The organism is Kocuria sp. CNJ-770, assembly GCF_001942375.1.
In the GTDB taxonomy this organism is placed as follows: Bacteria; Actinomycetota; Actinomycetes; order Actinomycetales; family Micrococcaceae; genus Kocuria; species Kocuria oceani.
In genome coordinates, this window is the sequence record NZ_MKJW01000088.1 from 14,130 (window position 1) to 32,131 (window position 18,002).

The 18,002-nt window shown below is 71.2% G+C and carries 13 protein-coding genes and 1 pseudogene; 12 read left to right on the forward strand and 2 right to left on the reverse strand.

Annotated features, from left to right (window positions below; genetic code table 11):
- Positions 1-5 precede the first annotated feature (5 nt).
- The 4 genes from polA (at position 6) to rpsA (ending at position 6,004) form a co-directional block, all read left to right on the forward strand.
- Positions 6-2,897 (forward strand): DNA polymerase I, encoded by a 2,892-nt coding sequence (gene polA, locus BJF77_RS07950; protein WP_075871809.1) that lies wholly within the window; start codon positions 6-8, stop codon positions 2,895-2,897.
- A gap of 47 nt (positions 2,898-2,944) precedes the next feature.
- Positions 2,945-4,270 (forward strand): GNAT family N-acetyltransferase, encoded by a 1,326-nt coding sequence (locus BJF77_RS07955; protein WP_255396182.1) that lies wholly within the window; start codon positions 2,945-2,947, stop codon positions 4,268-4,270.
- A complete protein-coding gene (locus tag BJF77_RS21560) occupies positions 4,210-4,356 on the forward strand; it encodes a hypothetical protein (protein WP_369821376.1) in 147 nt (48 codons plus the stop codon). Before BJF77_RS07955 ends, BJF77_RS21560 begins: the two co-directional genes overlap by 61 nt.
- Positions 4,357-4,525: 169 nt before the next feature.
- Positions 4,526-6,004 carry a 30S ribosomal protein S1 gene (gene rpsA, locus BJF77_RS07960; RefSeq protein ID WP_047803960.1) on the forward strand — a complete coding sequence of 493 codons (1,479 nt, stop codon included), beginning with the start codon at positions 4,526-4,528 and terminating at the stop codon, positions 6,002-6,004.
- Positions 6,005-6,256: 252 nt separating this feature from the next.
- Here rpsA and BJF77_RS07965 read toward each other — a convergent pair whose 3' ends face one another.
- Positions 6,257-6,976 carry a YigZ family protein gene (locus BJF77_RS07965; RefSeq protein WP_075871810.1) on the reverse strand — a complete coding sequence of 240 codons (720 nt, stop codon included), beginning with the start codon at positions 6,974-6,976 and terminating at the stop codon, positions 6,257-6,259.
- Between the two features lie 238 nt (positions 6,977-7,214).
- Between BJF77_RS07965 and coaE the strand changes: the two genes are divergently transcribed.
- From coaE to BJF77_RS07990, 4 genes and pseudogenes are all read left to right on the forward strand, one after another.
- A complete protein-coding gene (coaE, locus tag BJF77_RS07970; RefSeq protein WP_047803962.1) occupies positions 7,215-7,838 on the forward strand; it encodes a dephospho-CoA kinase in 624 nt (207 codons plus the stop codon).
- A gap of 100 nt (positions 7,839-7,938) precedes the next feature.
- Positions 7,939-9,691: pseudogene (locus tag BJF77_RS07980) on the forward strand (BCCT family transporter).
- A 120-nt stretch (positions 9,692-9,811) separates the two neighbouring features.
- On the forward strand, positions 9,812-10,081 hold the full coding sequence (locus BJF77_RS07985; RefSeq protein ID WP_075871826.1) for a hypothetical protein: 270 nt from the start codon (positions 9,812-9,814) through the stop codon (positions 10,079-10,081).
- A 383-nt stretch (positions 10,082-10,464) separates the two neighbouring features.
- Positions 10,465-11,580: a type I restriction endonuclease gene (locus BJF77_RS07990; RefSeq protein ID WP_075871813.1), complete on the forward strand. Its 1,116-nt coding sequence runs from the start codon at positions 10,465-10,467 to the stop codon at positions 11,578-11,580.
- A 151-nt stretch (positions 11,581-11,731) separates the two neighbouring features.
- On the opposite strand, the gene BJF77_RS07995 is transcribed toward BJF77_RS07990, so the two are convergent.
- Entirely contained in the window at positions 11,732-12,952 is a 1,221-nt protein-coding gene (locus tag BJF77_RS07995) for an ROK family transcriptional regulator (RefSeq protein ID WP_075871814.1), read from the reverse strand.
- Positions 12,953-13,068: 116 nt separating this feature from the next.
- Here BJF77_RS07995 and BJF77_RS08000 point away from each other — a divergent pair, with 116 nt between their 5' ends.
- From BJF77_RS08000 to BJF77_RS08015, 4 genes are read left to right on the forward strand one after another with little or no spacing between them, the layout of a single operon-like run.
- Positions 13,069-14,577, forward strand: a complete 1,509-nt coding sequence (locus BJF77_RS08000) for a sugar ABC transporter ATP-binding protein (RefSeq protein WP_075871815.1) — start codon at positions 13,069-13,071, stop codon at positions 14,575-14,577.
- Positions 14,574-15,584, forward strand: a complete 1,011-nt coding sequence (locus BJF77_RS08005; protein ID WP_075871816.1) for an ABC transporter permease — start codon at positions 14,574-14,576, stop codon at positions 15,582-15,584. Before BJF77_RS08000 ends, BJF77_RS08005 begins: the two co-directional genes overlap by 4 nt.
- On the forward strand, positions 15,581-16,678 hold the full coding sequence (locus BJF77_RS08010) for an ABC transporter permease (RefSeq protein ID WP_075871817.1): 1,098 nt from the start codon (positions 15,581-15,583) through the stop codon (positions 16,676-16,678). The genes BJF77_RS08005 and BJF77_RS08010 overlap by 4 nt, the downstream gene beginning before the upstream one ends.
- On the forward strand, positions 16,678-17,916 hold the full coding sequence (locus BJF77_RS08015; RefSeq protein ID WP_075871818.1) for a substrate-binding domain-containing protein: 1,239 nt from the start codon (positions 16,678-16,680) through the stop codon (positions 17,914-17,916). The genes BJF77_RS08010 and BJF77_RS08015 overlap by 1 nt, the downstream gene beginning before the upstream one ends.
- The last annotated feature ends 86 nt before the right edge of the window (positions 17,917-18,002 follow it).

Genomic DNA, 18,002 nt, shown 5'->3' on the forward strand with positions numbered 1-18,002 from the left:
GGTCCGTGAGTGAAACGACGCAGCAGATCCTGACCGACAGCAGCTCCGAGGCCGGCGTGCGCACGGTGACCGTGGGGGCCGAGACCGACCACCCGGTCGAGGTCGAGATCCCCCGGCCGGTCTCCCGGCCGGAGCGGAAGCTGCTGCTGGTCGACGGCCACTCCCTGGCCTTCCGGGCGTTCTTCGCGCTCTCGCGCGCCGCCGAGTACGGCGGCGGGCCCGCCTTCGTCACCTCCGACGGGCGTCACACCGAGGCCGTGTACGGCTTCGTGAACACGCTGGTGAAGCTGGTCCGGGAGCAGAAGCCCACGCACCTGGTCGTCTCCTTCGACCTCGAGGGCCCCACGCTGCGCTCCCAGGAGTACGGGGAGTACAAGGGCGGGCGGGACGAGACGCCCGAGGAGTTCCACGGCCAGGTCCCGCAGATCCGGCGGATCCTCGAGGCACTGGGGGTGCCCGTGGTCACCGCGGAGGGCCACGAGGCCGACGACGTCCTGGCGACCCTGGCCCGCCGCGGCGCGGAGCAGGACTACGAGGTCCTCGTCTTCTCGGGGGACCGGGACGCCTTCCAGATGATCGACGACCACGTCACGGTGGTCTACCCCGGGCGCACCCCCTCCGACCTCAAGCACATGGACGCCGCCGCGGTGGTGGAGAAGTACAAGGTCCCGCCGCAGCACTACCCCGACCTCGCCGCGCTGACCGGGGAGCAGGCCGACAACCTCCCCGGGGTGCCCGGGGTGGGGGCCGGCTTCGCGGCCAAGTGGATCCTCGCCTACGGGGACGTGCCCTCGCTGCTCGAGCACGCGGACCGGATCAAGGGCAAGAAGGGCGAGGCGCTGCGCGAGCACCGGGCGGCCGTGGAGCGCAACCGGCGGCTCAACCGGCTCGTCACCGACCTCGGCCTCGACGTCGACCTCGCCGACGCCGGGCTGCCCGTGCCCGACGCCGAGGCCGTGGGCGAGGTCTTCGACGACCTCGAGTTCGGCGACGGGCTGCGCAACCGGCTCTTCGACGCGTTCGGCCGGCCGCAGGACGAGAGCGCCCCGCCCGCCGACCTCGGCCTCGGCGAGGTGGCCCGGCCCGGCACCGGGGAGGAGCTGCAGGACTGGCTCGCCGCAGGGAACTCGCCCGTGGTCCTGCGCGCCCTGCACCGCGCGGACGACCCCGAGCTGCCGGGGTCCCGCGAGCTCTCCGGGGTCGTCCTGGCCCGCGGCGGGGACGCCCCCTCCGCCGTGTTCCTCGACCTCTCCGCCGCGGACGCGGCACTGGAGGCCGCCCTGGCCGGGTGGCTCGCCGACGCGGGACGGGCGAAGATCGTGGACGGGGTCAAGGACGTCTGGAAGTCCCTGTCCGTGCGCGGGCTGGTGCTCGAGGGCGTGGTGGACGACCCGCAGCTCTCCGCCTACCTCCTGCAGCCGGCGCGGCGCAGCTACGAGCTGCCGGCGCTGCTCGAGGAGCGGCTCGGCCTGACGGTGGCCGCCGCGGAGGACACCGGCCCCGCCGCCCAGGGCCAGCAGGAGCTGACCCTGGAGGAGCGGCCCTGGCCGGACCCGGCCGTGCTGCGCCGGGAGGCGGAGCTGGCCGTGGCCACCACCCAGCTCTCCGAGCACCTGCTGGACAAGCTCGCGGAGACGCACCAGACCGGCCTGCTCACCGACCTGGAGCTGCCGCTGGCGGTCGTGCTCGGCCGGATGGAGCTGGCCGGGATCGCGGTGGACCCCGAGGGCGTGCAGGTCCTGCTCGACGACTTCGCCCGGGTGATCGAGCAGGCCAAGCAGGAGGCCCACGCCCAGATCGCCGAGCCCGTGAACCTGGGCTCCACCAAGCAGCTGCAGCAGGTGATGTTCGAGGAGCTGGGGCTGCCGAGGACCAAGAAGATCAAGTCCGGCTTCACCACCGACGCCGACGCCGTGGCGGAGCTGCTCACCCGCACCGACCCCGACTCCAAGGGCCACCGCTTCCTGGCGAGCCTGCTGGCCTACCGGGACGCGAACAAGCTGCGGCAGACCGTCGAGGGCCTGCAGAAGGCCATCGCCGAGGACGGGCGGGTGCACACCACCTACATGCAGAACGTCGCCGCCACGGGCCGGCTGTCCTCCACCAACCCCAACCTGCAGAACATCCCGGTGCGCACCGAGGAGGGCCGGCGCATCCGCGCCCTGTTCGTGGTGGGGCGCCCCGGGACGGGCCGGGAGTACGAGCAGCTGCTGACCGCCGACTACTCGCAGATCGAGATGCGCATCATGGCGCACCTGTCCGGGGACGAGGCGCTCATCGAGGCGTTCCGCAACGGCGAGGACCTGCACCGGTTCGTCGGCTCGAAGATCTTCGGCGTGGCCCCGGAGGAGGTCTCCGCGGCGATGCGCTCCAAGGTCAAGGCCATGAGCTACGGGCTGGTCTACGGGCTGAGCTCCTTCGGGCTCTCCAAGCAGCTGCGGATCCCGGTGGACGAGGCACGGACCCTGATGAGCGACTACTTCACCCGGTTCGGCGCCGTGCGGGACTACCTGCGCGGGGTCGTGGAGCAGGCCCGCGCCGACGGCTACACCGCCACGATCGACGGCCGCCGCCGCTACCTCCCGGACCTCTCCAGCGACAACCGGCAGCTGCGGGCCATGGCCGAGCGCGCCGCCCTCAACGCCCCGATCCAGGGCTCGGCCGCGGACATCATCAAAAAGGCGATGCTGGGCGTGGACCGCCGCTTCACCGCCGAGGGCCTGTCCTCCCGGGTGCTCCTGCAGGTCCACGACGAACTCGTGGTCGAGGTCGTGCGCGGGGAGACGGCCGCCGTGGAGCAGGTGCTGCGCGAGGAGATGGGCGGGGCCGCCGAGCTGGCGGTGCCGCTGGAGGTCAACGTGGGCGCCGGGCGGTCCTGGCACGAGGCGGCCCACTGACCGCTCCTCCCGACCGCCTGCTCCGCACCGCCGACGAAGGACACGACATGGACCTGACGCACGAGGCACCGACACCGCCGACCACCCCGGGCACCGTGACCGAGTCCTACTCGGCCGGCGGGCACGACTACACCTTTGCGGAGTTCGGGGTGGGCCCCGGCGGCACCGCGGGGAACCCCGCCGCGGTGGAGTGGGTCCGGGCCATCCGCCAGGGCTTCCACCAGGCGGAGCCCACCGAGGAGACCCTCGAGCGCACCCTGTCCTGGATGCACGCCGAGCGGGTCCGGCTGCGGGCCGCCTATCCGCACGCGGTGCCCGAGGCGGCGCTGCCCACCCGGCGACCCGTGGCGACCTTCACCTCGTGGGAGGGCTCCCTCAACGTGGGCCGCGGCCGGCTGCTGCGCGCACGGCTGATCTCCGAGGTCACGGTGCGCCCCACCCACAGCCGCCGGGGCCTGCTGCGCCGGCTGATGACCGGCGACCTCGACCGCGCGCAGCGGGACGGCTACCCCGTGGCGCTGCTCACCGCCACGGAGGCGACCATCTACGGGCGGTTCGGCTTCGGCGCCGCCACGTTCAACCGCGAGGTCAGCGTCGACGCCACCACCCGGCTGCAGCTGAAGGCCCCCACGGTGGGCACCGTGGAGATGGCCGACGGGGAGGCCGTGCGCCAGCTGGCCCCCGTGCTCTTCCAGCGCTTCCACGAGAGCTCGCACGGGTCGGTGAGCCGGGTGGCCTACCACTGGCCGGAGTACACGGGGGAGTACGCCATCACCCCGCAGAAGGCCGACCCTGAGGTGCGTTGCGCCGTGCACTACGACGACGCGATGCGCCCGGACGGCTACGTCACCTACCGGTTCGAGCCCAACACCTCCTACCCGCTGACCCTCACCGTGCTCGACCTCGTGGGCGCCTCCCCGGACGTGTCGATCGCCCTGTGGGAGTTCGTCACCTCCCTGGACCTCGTGGACCGGGTCCGCTTCGGCCGGGCCCCCGTGGAGGACCCGCTGGTGTGGGCGATGACCGACCGCGCGCAGTACCGGGTCACCTCGGAGTCGGACAAGGTCTGGGTCCGGGTCCTGGACCCGGCCGCCGCCCTCGAGGCCCGCCCGTACACCGTGCGCGGGCGGATCGTGATCTCCCTGGTGGACTCGATGGGCTACGCCGACGGCCTGTGGGCGCTGGACACCACCAGCGGGCGCCCGTGGTGGAGCGCGTCGCCGACCGTCCCCGCACCGCCGACGACGCCGCCGGCCGGTCCGTGCCCGCGGTGCAGCTGCCCGACGGGGCCGACGTGGCGATGCGGGTGGACGTGCTGGGCTCCCTGTACCTCGGGGCGGTCAAGGCCAGCACCCTGGCCCAGGCCGGGCTGATCGTCGCCCGGGACGAGGATGCGCTGCGGGACCTGCAGGACTTCATGGAGACGCCGACCGCCCCCTACGGGGTCACGCAGTTCTGACCGGCGCCGCCCGCGCGGGCGCGTGTTGCTTCCTTTTCGGCGCATCCGTAGACTGAGCCGGTGCGTGCTGTGCACGCACCCTGTCCAACAGTCCTTCGGAACGGCCGCGGCCGGCCGGCAGGTGCCGTTCCGACTGATCAGAACCTATCCACATCGGAGCCCCTACTACATGACCACCACCACCCCGCAGGTTGCCGTCAACGACATCGGGTCCGAGGAGGACTTCCTCGCCGCTGTCGACGCGACCATCAAGTACTTCAACGACGGCGACCTCGTCGAGGGCACCGTCGTCAAGGTCGACCGCGACGAGGTCCTTCTCGACATCGGCTACAAGACCGAGGGCGTCATCCCGTCCCGCGAGCTGTCCATCAAGCACGATGTCGACCCCGACGAGGTCGTGACCGTGGGTGATGAGGTCGAGGCTCTGGTCCTCACCAAGGAGGACAAGGAAGGCCGCCTGATCCTGTCCAAGAAGCGGGCTCAGTACGAGCGCGCCTGGGGCGACATCGAGAAGGTCAAGGAGGAGGACGGCGTCGTCACCGGCACCGTCATCGAGGTCGTCAAGGGCGGCCTCATCCTGGACATCGGCCTGCGCGGCTTCCTGCCCGCCTCCCTCGTCGAGATGCGCCGCGTGCGCGACCTCGCGCCGTACATCGGCCAGCAGATCGAGGCCAAGATCATCGAGCTGGACAAGAACCGCAACAACGTGGTCCTGTCCCGCCGTGCCTGGCTCGAGCAGACCCAGTCCGAGGTCCGCTCCAACTTCCTGCACAAGCTCGAGAAGGGCCAGGTCCGCACGGGCACGGTCTCCTCGATCGTCAACTTCGGTGCCTTCGTGGACCTGGGCGGCGTCGACGGCCTGGTGCACGTCTCCGAGCTGTCCTGGAAGCACATCGACCACCCGTCCGAGGTCGTCGAGGTCGGCCAGGAGGTCACCGTCGAGGTCCTCGACGTGGACATGGACCGCGAGCGTGTCTCCCTGTCGCTGAAGGCGACCCAGGAGGACCCGTGGCAGCTGTTCGCCCGCACCCACGCCCTCGGCCAGGTCGTGCCGGGCAAGGTCACCAAGCTCGTTCCCTTCGGCGCGTTCGTGCGCGTCGAGGACGGCATCGAGGGCCTGGTGCACATCTCCGAGCTGGCACAGCGCCACGTGGACATGGCCGAGCAGGTCGTCTCCGTGGGCGACGAGCTGTTCGTCAAGGTCATCGACATCGACCTGGACCGCCGCCGCATCTCGCTGTCGCTCAAGCAGGCCAACGAGGGCGTGGACCCGGACTCCACCGAGTTCGACCCGGCCCAGTACGGCATGGCCGCCGAGTACGACGAGCAGGGCAACTACAAGTACCCCGCCGGCTTCGATCCCGAGACCAACGAGTGGATCGAGGGCTTCGAGGAGCAGCGCGCCGCCTGGGAGCAGCAGTACGCCGACGCCCAGGCCCGCTGGGAGGCCCACAAGGAGCAGGTCCGCAAGTCGATCGCCGAGGACGCCGAGGCGGCCGCCGGCGGCACGACGAGCTCCTCGTCCTCCTCGTCCTCCTCTTCCGCGCCGGCTCCGACCAGCTACTCCTCCGAGGCTCCCGCCGACTCCGGCACCCTGGCCTCCGACGAGGCCCTGGCCGCGCTGCGCGAGAAGCTCACCGGCGCCTGAGCCGACCGGCACCGGTAGGCAGTCCCGCACTGCGCTCCGACGGCCCCCGCCCTGTCCAGGGCGGGGGCCGTCCCCATGTCCGGACGCGGCCGCTACCGGCGCGGTCATGCTCCGGCCCGGTCACGCTCCCGCGCGGTCACGCTCCGGCAGCGGCTGCCGCGGCTCGGCCGGACCCGCCCCGGACGCCATCGATGCGACCCGGCGGTCCCGCCCGGCCGTCCCGGTCCCACGGCCGGGTCCGCCGCGGAGTGCTCAGGCCGGGGGAGCGGCGGGGGAGTCGACCCAGTCCACGCCGTCCGGGTGCAGGACCCCGGTGCCGGCGGTCAGCGCGGCCACCCGGGAGTGCGCCGCGGCGAGGGCGGCGTCGTCGTCGGGCAGGGCGAGGCCCAGCTCGGCGCCCGCGGCCCCGTAGGAGGTGCCCAGCACGGTGAGGCCGGTGGCCCGCAGCTCGTTCTCGATCCGCCCGGCGTCCGCGTGCGAGGCCGGCAGGCGGTAGAGGCGCTGCCGCCGGCGGCGGACCAGCTGCGCCCCGTCGAGGGCCTGGGACACGGCGTCGGAGTAGGCGCGCACCAGTCCGCCGGCGCCGAGCAAGGTGCCGCCGAACCAGCGCACCACCACCGCGCTGACGTCGGAGAGGTCGGTGACGTCGGCGCCGCCCGCGGCCGTGTCCGTGCGCCGCAGCACCAGCGCCTCCAGCATGGGCAGGCCGGCGGTGCCGGCCGGCTCCCCGTCGTCCGAGGAGCGCTGGACGTCCCGGTCCGGGCCCAGCACGAACGCGGAGCAGTGGTGGCGGGCGTCGTGGAAGCTCCGGCGCAGCTCCTCCACCACGGCCCGCGCCTCGGCCTCGGTGCCGGCCCGGCGGAGCACGGCCAGGAACCGGGACCGCTTGATCTCCAGCTCCGCCACCGCCTCGGTCCCTGCGGCGAGCGTGGTGTAGCCGGTGGCGCGACTGAGCAGGGGGTCCGGGTCCATGCTCCCCACTCTAGGGCGGCCCCGGCGCTCCCTCGACGGGGCCGCTGCTGCTGCCCGGATCGGTGGAGGGCACCGAGCGGACGGGCCCGCGCCGGGGCGGAACGTGCCCCGCGCCGCCGACGCGGCGGCGGAGCTCGCCCCGGCGGGCCGCGGGTGCGGCCCCCGGACGTGCTGACCGCCGTCGCGGCCGCCGGGGAGGCGCGCGCTCCCGTCCGCGCCCGGCGGCTACCATGGCCGCATGCTGACCATCGGACTCACGGGCGGGATCGCCTCGGGCAAGTCGACGGTCTCCCGGCGGCTCACGGAGCTCGGCGCCACGGTGATCGACGCAGACGCCATCGCCCGGGCCCTGCAGGAACCCGGGCAGCCCGGCCTGGAGGGGATCGTCGAGGAGTTCGGACCCTCGGTGCTGACCCCTGACGGGCGGCTGGACCGCGCCGCCCTGGGCGCCCTGGTGTTCGGGGACCCGGAGGCCCGGCAGCGGCTCAACGCGATCGTCCACCCGCTGGTGCGGGCGGAGGCCGAACGGCTGGCCGCCGCCGCCGGCGAGGACGCCGTGCTCGTGGAGGACATCCCGCTGCTGGTGGAGACCGGCCAGCACGAGCGCTTCGACCACGTGCTCACCGTGCAGGCCCCCGTGGAGGAGCGGGTGCGCCGGATGGTCGAGGACCGTGCGATGACGGAGACGGACGCCCGGGCGCGGATCGCGGCCCAGGCCACGGACGAGGAGCGGGCCGCGGTCTCGGACACCGTGCTGGCCAACGACGACTCGGTCCAGCGGCTGCTCGACCGGGTGGACGCCTGGTGGGAGTGGCACGTCGAGCCCCGCCTGCCGTCCCCGGCCCGTCCCCGCCGCCTGTAACTCTGCGTCACATCCGGGTAGGGTCGAGGGCGACCGAAGCACGTCGTCCAGACACGGCGGCGGTCCGCTCGACGTGGCCGGCGGCCGGGGAAGCTCTCCGATGCTCAACTCACTGCACGATGCCCTGCGGCTGCGGACCAGTCCTGCCATCTTCTTCGGCTCCGCCTGATCATCATCGCCTTCGTGGTCCTGACCCTGGTGTTCACCGACGCGATGGACGCCTTCTTCGCGCAGGGCTCCGCCTGGGTCATGGACCAGCTCGGCTGGTTCTACATCCTCGGGGTGACCGTCTTCCTGCTGTTCCTCATCTACCTGATGATCAGCCGTTTCGGGCAGGTGCGTCTCGGGGCCGACGACGAACGCCCCCAGCACACCAACCTGTCCTGGTTCTCCATGCTATTCGCCGCCGGGATCGGGACGATCCTGATGTTCTGGGCGGTCGCCGAGCCGGTCAACCACTTCGCGAACCCGCCGCGGCAGGGCGTGGAGCCCGAGTCCATGGAGGCGGCGACCGAGGCCATGGGCTTCACGCTGTACCACTTCGGACTGCACACCTGGACGATCTTCACCCTCCCGGCCCTGCCTTCGGCTACTTCATGTACAAGCGCAACCTGCCGCCGCGGGTGAGCTCCATGTTCCAGCCGCTGCTGGGCGAGCGCATCCACGGCCCCGTGGGCCGGGGCATCGACATCCTCGCCATCGTGGGCACCCTCTTCGGCGTCGCGGTCTCCATCGGGCTGGGCACCATGCAGATCAACAGCGGCCTGGCCCGGCTCTTCGGCATCTCCGAGTCCGCCCTCTCCCAGATCCTCATCATCGCCGCCGTGAGCCTGGTGGCCTCGGTGTCCGTGGCCCTGGGCCTGGACCGGGGCATCAAGCGGCTGTCGAACACCAACATCCTCATCGCGATCGGCCTGCTCGTGTTCATCCTCGTCTCGGGGCCCACCGTGATGATGCTCCGGGGCATGGTCGAGTCCGCCGGCACCTACCTCTCGATGCTCCCGGCGCTCGCCTTCTGGAACGACACGCTCGCGGACACCGGGTGGCAGAGCGGCTGGACCGTCTTCTACTGGGCGTGGACCATCACGTGGTCGCCGTTCGTGGGCATCTTCATCGCCCGCATCTCCCGCGGCCGCACCATCCGCCAGTTCGTCTCCGGCGTGCTCGCGTTCCCCACCCTGTTCTCGGTGATCTGGTTCGGGATCTTCGGCATGGGCGTGTTCAACATCGAGCTCAACGGGGGCGGGGGACTGGTCGAGGCCGTCGTCGACGAGGGCGACATCCCCGGGGCGATGTTCGTCTTCCTGGAGAACTTCCCGTTCTCCACGGTGACCTCCGCGGTGGGCGTGCTCATCGTGGTGCTGTTCTTCATCACCTCGATCGACTCCGCCGCCCTGGTCATGGACACCATGGGCAGCGGCCATGAGGAGGAGGCCCCGGTCCACCAGCGGGTGTTCTGGGTCGTGGCCATCGGCCTGATCGCCGCGATCCTGCTGACCGCCACCGGCACCACGGGACTGGCGGCCCTGCAGAACGTGGCCATCCTCATCGGCCTGCCCTTCTTCGTGCTGGGCTACCTGATGATCTACTCGCTCCTGAGGGCCCTGCGCGAGGACGCCGGCGAGATCGGCGTCCTGCCCACCCGCCAGTGGCGGCGGGTGCTGCCCCCGGAGGAGTTCCACCGCCGCAGCAGCGACGGCGCGGTGGACGAGGAGTTCGTGGTGGCGCCGGACTACGTGCACGGCTCGGAGCCGGAGAACGCCCCGAGCATCGACCACCCGGAGCAGCCCGACTACGTCCGGGAGTACCGCACCACGACCGGCTCCCTCAAGAAGATCCGCGACATCGAGTAGCTCCTCCGGAGCGCGATACGAAGGGCGGCCCACCGGCGATACCGGCCGGAGGGCCGCCCGCTCCCTTTCTGTGCCGGCGGTAGAATGGTGACCACCATCACATCGGCATCGGGGGACGCCATGGTGAAGAAGAAGCAGGCCACCGCACGGGACGGGGAGCAGCCGCACCGCATCCTCGACCGGCTCAACGCCATCGCGATGCGGGTCTACGGGCCGGGGGACCGCCTCGCCCAGGGTCAGGAGGGCCAGCACATGAGCGAGGCCGCCGAGCAGTGGTACCAGGAGGTGCAGGAGCACTTCTACGTGGAGAAGGACCAGCACGGCAACGAGTACCTCTACCACCGCGACGACTCCGGCGAGGGCACGAACACCGGCAGCGCACGCAACTGAACCGCATGCACCGCAGAACGGGCGGGCGCCTCACGGAGGCGCCCGCCCGTTCTGCACGCGCCGGCCGCTCCTGCGCGGCCGCGAGCGTCGAGTTCGACAGCGAACCAGTCCGTCCCCAGTCCGTCAGGGCCCAACCCTGTCCTGGAACTGCCTTCCGGTGGTGGGTCACGGCACCAGCCGTCACGTCCCGCGAGCCAGCGAGGACAGCCGCGTCAGTCGGATCGCTGAACCGGTCGATCAGGCCGCCCACGCCCGCGAATCGGACTGCGGCACGACTGCGCTTCATGATGACGCAACAAGTGACAGCTGACTGCCCGAAAGGTAGGGGCGAGATGCCATGCTGTGTATGAATGTGAACTGAACGTCGACCCCCAGGAGGAACCGTGGAGTTCACCGAACGACTCGCAGCACTGGCCAACAAGGTGGCGCAGCAGAAGGCGTCCCTGGAAACCGAGGAGGCGACCAAGAACGCGTTCATCATGCCGTTCATCTCCACGATCTTGGGCTACGACGTGTTCAACCCGTTGGAGGTCGTCCCGGAGTTCACCGCCGATGTGGGGGTGAAGAAGGGGGAGAAGATCGACTACGCCATCGTGCACGACGAGAAGGTGCAGATGCTGGTGGAGTGCAAGCACGTCGGCGCACCGCTCAAGCTGGAGCACGCTTCCCAGCTGTTCCGGTACTTCGCTGCCACCAATGCTCGGATTGCCATCTTGACCAACGGGGAGGTCTATCACTTCTACACAGACCTGGACGCTCCTAACAAGATGGATGCCAAGCCCTTTCTCGTCCTGGACCTGGCCGACATCGACACCACGCTGATCCCGGAGCTGCAGAAGCTGTCCAAGGAGGTCTTCGACCTCGATTCCATCATCAGCGCCGCCGGGGAGCTCAAGTACATCGGTGCGATCAAGCGCGCCATTTCCGCTCAGTTCAAAGAGCCCGATGTGGAGTGGGTCAAGTTCTTCACCATGAAGGTCTACGAAGGGGCCTTCACCCAGAAGGTGCGTGACCAGTTCACCCCGCTGGTGGCCAAGGCTGCCCAGCAGTTCCTGAACGAGCAGGTGAACAACCGGCTGACCACCGCCTTGGGCGCGGGCAGCACCCCGGTACCTGTCACCTCCGCTGGTGTTCCTGCGGAGGCGGTGGCGAGCGAGGCGGAGGTGGAGAAGGACCTGAATGAGTCCAGCGACGGAGTGATGACCACCATCGAGGAGCTGGAGGCCTTCCAGATCATCCGGGCGATTGTGTGCGGGCAGGTCAAGCCTCAGCGTGTGGTCTACCGCGATGCCAAGTCCTACTGTGCGGTCCTGCTCGATGACAACAACCGCAAGTCGATCGCCCGGTTGCATTTCAACACCGGGCAGAAGTACATCGGTCTCTTCGACGAGGACAAGAAAGAGACCCGTCACCGCATCGACGGGCTGGAGGACATCTTCCAGTTCAGCGACGAATTGCGAGCGACAGTCGAACGTCTAAGCGGCGTGCCGGTCGCCTGAAGTTTCCATTTCCAGGCAGGAACACGCCCGGCAATCAGAGCCATCTCGGATCTGCCCGGTTGGTGTCCGGATGCCGGGCGTCGAGCATGACCTCGGATCGTCTCGGCGCCGGCTCATGGGTTGGCCCCGTGACGCTGCGCCGCGGAGGCCCTCAGCCCGTGGTCAGGGCGGCGCAGGCGGCCTCGATGGACTCGGGGGACAGGACGTGGTCGACGGCCATCACGGTCGCCCCCATCACCCCGGCCCGGTCCCCGGCGACCGAGGGCGCGACCCGCAGGTGCTCCGTGGCCAGGGGCAGGGACCGCCGGTAGACGACCTCGCGGATCCCGGCCAGCAGGTGCTCACCGGCCTGGGCGAGGCTGCCGCCGATCACGATCACGGACGGGTTGATGAGGTTCACGCAGGTGGCCAGGACGTCACCGATGTCCCGGCCGGCCTGACGGATCGCCTGGACGGCCCGGGCGTCGCCGGAGCGGACGAGGTCGACCACGTCCTGGCTGGTGCCGAGCTCACCGGAGGACTGCGCGTTGAGCGCCGCCACCAGCGCGGGCGCCCCGGCCAGCGCCTCGAGGCAGCCGGTGTTGCCGCAGCGGCAGAGGACCTCGCCGCCGCGCGGCACGCGGACGTGGCCGAGGTCCCCTGCGGTCCCCTGGGCCCCGCGCTGCAGCGCCCCGCCGGAGATGATCCCGGCGCCGATGCCCGTGGCCACCTTGACGAACATCAGCTCGGTGGTCTCGGGCCAGAAGAAGCTCCGCTCGCCCAGGGCCATGATGTTGACGTCGTTGTCGACCAGCACGGGCACGTCGTACCGGGTCTGCACGAGGGCGGGGACGTCGGCGCGGTCCCAGCCGGGCATGATCGGGGGATTGATCGGCCGGCCCGTGCGGTGCTCGACGGGCCCGGGCAGCCCGATGCCGATGGCGGCGAGCTCCGAGACCGGACGGTTCCCGCGCTCGAGCAGCAGGGCGACCGTGCGCACGAGCCAGCCCAGGACCGCGTCGGGTCCCTCGTCGATCGCCAGTGCCTGGCGCTCCTCGGCGAGCTCCCGGCCGGAGAGGTCCGCCAGGATCACCCGGGCGTGCGTGGCGCCGAAGTCCGCGCCGACCACCACCCGGGCGCCGGGATTGAGGGCGAACAGCGACGGCGGGCGGCCGCCGGTCGAGGCGGCTCCTCCGTCGGGGGTGACGAGGCCCAGCGCCATGAGGGTGTCCACGCGCGACGCCACGGTGGAGCGCGCCAGCCCGGTCAGCCGGGCCAGCTCCGCCCGCGTCCTCGGACGGCCGTCGCGCAGCAGCTGGAAGACCTCGCTCGCCCCGGGAGCGGGCGAGGCCGCCGGCCGCGATGAGGGCGTCTGCGGTGGACTCTTCAGCACTTTGTCAGTAGAGCACGGCCCCTTAGGGGGGGTCAAGCGCGTCACAATCGCATGCACACAAACCAACTTTTGCTGGACTGTCGACAGAAGTTCGTGGTGCATGTCACAGTGACCGCATGAACGAGCGTGCGAGCTCCCCGGTGCTGCGGGTCACCGGCCTGTCGAAGTCCTTCTTCGGGGTGCCGGTGCTCCAGGACGCGGGGCTGCAGCTGTACGCCGGCGAGGTGCACGGCCTGGTGGGCGAGAACGGCGCCGGGAAGTCGACCCTGATGAAGGTCCTCGCCGGGGTCCACGACCGGGACGCGGGCACCGTGGAGATCGACGGCGCTCCCGTGGAGTTCCACCACCCGACACAGGCGCACGCGGCCGGGCTGTCGACGGTGTTCCAGGAGTTCAACCTGCTGCCCGACCGCACGGTCGCGGAGAACGTGTTCCTCGGCCGCGAGCCGCGCAGCGGCCTGCTGGTGGACAGGCGGGCCATGAACGCGCGGACGAGCGAGCTGCTCGAGGACCTGGGCGTCACCAGCATCCGGCCCACCACCACGGTGAGCTCGCTGTCCGTGGCGCAGCAGCAGATCGTGGAGATCGCCAAGGCCATCAGCTACGACGCCCGCATCATCTCCATGGACGAGCCGACCGCGGCGCTCGCGGGCCCGGAGGTGGAGCTGCTGTACGCGATCATCCGCCGGCTCCGGGCGCGCGGCACCGCCATCCTCTACGTGTCCCACCGGCTGCGGGAGATCTTCGACCTCTGCGACACCATCACCGTCCTCAAGGACGGCCGGGTCGTGGGCACCGAGCCGGCCTCCGCCATGGACGACGCCTCCCTGGTGCGCATGATGGTGGGCCGGCCGATCTCCGCCTACTTCCCGGACGCGGAGCCCGGGACGGATACAGGCCGGGTGCTCCTGAGGGTCGACGACGGCGGCAACGACCAGCTCGACGCCATCGACCTGACGCTGCGGGCGGGGGAGATCGTGGGGGTCGCCGGGCTGCAGGGGTCCGGGCGCACGGAACTGGTGGAGGCCGTCTTCGGCGTGCACCCCTTCACCCGGGGGCGGATGGAGCTGGACGGGCGGCCGTACACCGCCTCCTCGCCCCGCCAGGCCGTCCGGCAACGGATCGCGCTGATCACGGAGGACCGCAAGTCCCAGGGGCTGAGCCTCGACCAGTCGGTCCTGGACAACGTCTTGGGCGTCATCCGCTCCGTCTTCCCGCGGCGGACCGCCGAGGCCAGGAGGGCCGCCCCCGGGGTGCTGTCCTCCCTCGAGGTCGTGGCCCGGGACCTGGACCAGGAGGTCCAGTACCTCTCGGGCGGCAACCAGCAGAAGGTGGTGCTGGCCAAGTGGCTGGCCGTGGACCCCCGCGTCGTGCTCCTCGACGAGCCCACGCGCGGGATCGACGTGGGCGCCAAGATCGCCGTCTACCACCTCATGCGCCGGCTCGCCGCCGAGGGCAGGGCCATCCTCATGGTCTCCAGCGAGCTGCCGGAGGTGCTGGGCATGTCCGGGCGCATCCTCGTCATGCGGGACGGCCGGATCGCCGGTGAGCTCCCGCCCGACTCCACGGAGGAACAAGTGCTCCAGCTGGCCACCGGCGCCCGGACGGAGGGGGCCGCACCATGACCGCGTTCTCCCGGCTCACGTCCACCCACATCGTCTACCTCGTGGTGCTGCTGACCTTCCTCGCCGGCACGGTGCTGGTCGGCGCCGCCGGGCGCAGCTTCGTCAGCGCGGGAAACGTCTCGGCGATCCTCACCGGGACCAGCGTCCTGGGGTTCATCGCGATCGGCCAGACGCTCGTGATCCTGGTGGGCAGCCTCGACCTGTCCGTCCCCTACGTCATCAGCCTTGCCAGCCTGCTCTCGGCCGGGATCATGGCCGGGCAGCCCGGCAACATCCTGCTCGGCGTGGCCGTGGCACTGCTCGTCTCGGCGGGCATCGGCCTGGTCAACGGACTGGTCGTGTCCGGGCTGAAGGTCCACGGGTTCATCGCCACGCTGGGCACCGGACTGATCGTCAGCGGCTATCTCGCCACCAACTACAAGGGCAGCTCGGGACAGGCCCCCGTGGCCTTCCGGCTGGTCGGCGCCACCGGCATCGGGCCCGTCCCGGTCTCCACGCTGATCATGCTGGCCTGCGCCGCCGTCGTGCTGCTGATGCTCACGCGCACCCGCCTGGGCCACCACATGTACGCCGTCGGCGGGGACATCCGGGTCGCCCGGATGTCGGGGATCCAGACCGGCACCCCGATCGTCGCCGCCCACGTCATCTGCTCCACGATGGCCGGCCTGGCGGGACTGCTGCTGGCGGCGCGGCTCGGGGTGGGCAGCCCGACGATCGGATCCCAGGGCGGCTACGACCTGCTTTCGATCGCCGCCGTCGTCCTCGGCGGGACGCTGCTCTCGGGCGGCAAGGGCTCGCTGGTCGGGACGCTGGGCGGCGTGCTGATCTTCGCGATGATCGACAACATCATGAGCGTCATGCAGATCAACCCGTTCCTCAAGGACGTCGTCCGCGGGATCGTCATCGTGGTCGCCGTCGCCGTGTACGCCCGGCGCAGGGTGGCCCGCCGGACCCCCCGCTTCGACGAGCACCAGCACGCCCGCGGCGGACAGGAGGTCCCGGCATGAGCGCCGCCGTCACGGACCGGGCCGCCGTCCTGCAGCAGAACCGCGCACCCCGGCACGAGCGCGTGCTGCGCGCCCTGCGGACGCCCGGGGGAGCGGTCTTCGTGCTCCTGCTGCTGCTGCTCGCCGCGGCGATCGCCGTCAACCCGTCCTTCGGGGAACCCGGCTCGCTGATCCGGTTCGTCGGCCGCACGGCGCCGATCGCCATCGCCGCCATCGGCCAGTACTTCGTGATCGTCTCCGGGGAGTTCGACCTGTCCATGGGGTCGGTGGTCACCGCCCAGGTGTTCGTGGCCGGCAACCTCATCGGCCAGGACGACAGCCGGGTGGTGCCCGTCCTGGTGCTCATGCTCGTCCTCGGCGCCCTGGTGGGACTGGCCAACGGCCTGGTCACCACGCTCCTGAAGGTCCCGAGCTTCATCGTGACCCTCGGCACCATGCTCGCCCTGCTGGGGCTGGTGCTCTACTGGACCGGCGGCGCCGCCACGGGCAACCCCGCGGACAGCTTCCGGCAGATCGGCCGTGGGGGCATCGAGGACGTCCCGGTCCTGGAGGTCCTGCCCTATCCGGTGGTCCTGGTGACGGTGATCGCCGCCGCCGCCTTCTGGCTCATGCGCCGCCCCTACGGCCGGACGCTCATCGCCGTGGGCGAGAACCCGCGGGCTGCCGCGCTGACCGGGGCCCGGGTCTGGTGGGTGCGGACCCGGGCGTTCATGCTCTCCTCCCTGGCCGCGACCGTGGCCGGGATCATCCTGGTGGGCTACGCCGGCGTGCACCCCTCCGTGGGGCGGGGCTACGAGTTCACGGCCATCACCGCCGTGGTCCTCGGCGGGGTCGTCCTGGGCGGCGGGCGCGGCTGGGTCCTGTCCGCGGCCGCCGGGGCCTTCGCCCTCGAGACCCTCTTCGCGCTCCTGAACTTCCTGGGCGTCCAGTCCACGTGGCGGGACACGGTGCAGGGCGTGATCATCATCGTCGCGGTCGCCGCGGGCACCCGGACGTGGCAGCGCCGCCGGCGCGGCCGCGCGGACCCGGCCCGCGCTCCACAGCGTGCCATCGCAGCACAGCCCGCCCCGGGCACCGACGAGGAAGGAACATGATGCGCCGAAGCATCCAGTCACAGGTCACCGTGGTGGCAGCGGCAGCGCTGCTGGGGCTGACCGCCTGCACCACCGATTCATCCATCGAGAACCCGCCGGCCACCGAGGGCGCCGAGGGCGCCGAGCAGGCGGCCGCCACGCCCGCCCCGGAAGGCGGTGACGAGTGGTTCGACCAGGCCGAGTACGACGAGCAGTCCGCACAGCGGTCGGCCGACTTCCAGGGCGATCCCGAGCAACCCTGGAGGCAGTACATCGAAGGGGAGATGACCCCGACCGCGCAGTACGCCGCGGAGGGGCCGCAGAAGGTCTGCTTCTCCAACGCCTCCATCTCCAACCCGTGGCGCCAGACCGGCTGGATCACCATGAACGAGCAGCTGAAGGTGCTCCAGGAGTCCGGGGTGATCTCGGAGATGGAGACCCGCGACGCGCAGGACGACGACAACACGCAGATCGCCGACATCGACTACTTCATCGCCGAGGGCGGCTGCGACGCGTTCATCATCTCGCCCAACTCGACCGCCGCCCTCACCCCGGCGGTCGAGCGCGCCTGCGAGACCGGCAAACCGGTGGTGGTCTTCGACCGCGGGGTGGAGACCGACTGCGCCACGACCTTCATCCACCCGATCGGCGGCTTCGCCTGGGGCATCGACTCGGCGAACTTCCTGGTGGACAACCTCCAGGAGGGCGACAAGGTCGTGGCGCTGCGCATCCTGCCGGGTGTCGACGTGCTGGAGCAGCGGTGGGCGGCCGCCGAGAAGATCTTCGAGGAGAACGGGATCGAGGCCACGGACTACTTCACCGGGGCCGACCCCACCGAGATCAAGAAGATCATCTCCGACGAGCTCGCCACCGGCGAGGTGCAGGGCGTGTGGATGGACGCCGGTGACGGCGCCGTCGCCGCCATCGAGGCCTTCGAGGACGCCGGTGCGGACTACCCCGTGATGACCGGCGAGGACGAGATGAGCTTCCTGCGCAAGTGGGAGGACACCGGCCTGACCGGCATCGCCCCGGTGTACTCGAACTTCCAGTGGCGCACCCCGCTGCTGGCCCTCGAGCAGATCTTCGCCGGCGAGGAGGTGCCCGCCGAGTGGGTCCTGCCGCAGGAGCCCATCACCGAGGACCAGCGGGCCGGCTTCCTGGCCGACAACGAGGGGATGCCGGACGGCCACTACGCCAAGTTCGGCGGCGAGGACCTGCCGGGCTACCCCGAGGTGTGGCGGGACCGGATCATCCCCTGAGCCGCGCGACGGCCGCCCCGTCCGCCGCCGGAGGCCCCCGGGCCCTCCGGCGGCGGGCGCGGCGCCCACCCACCACACCGCACTGG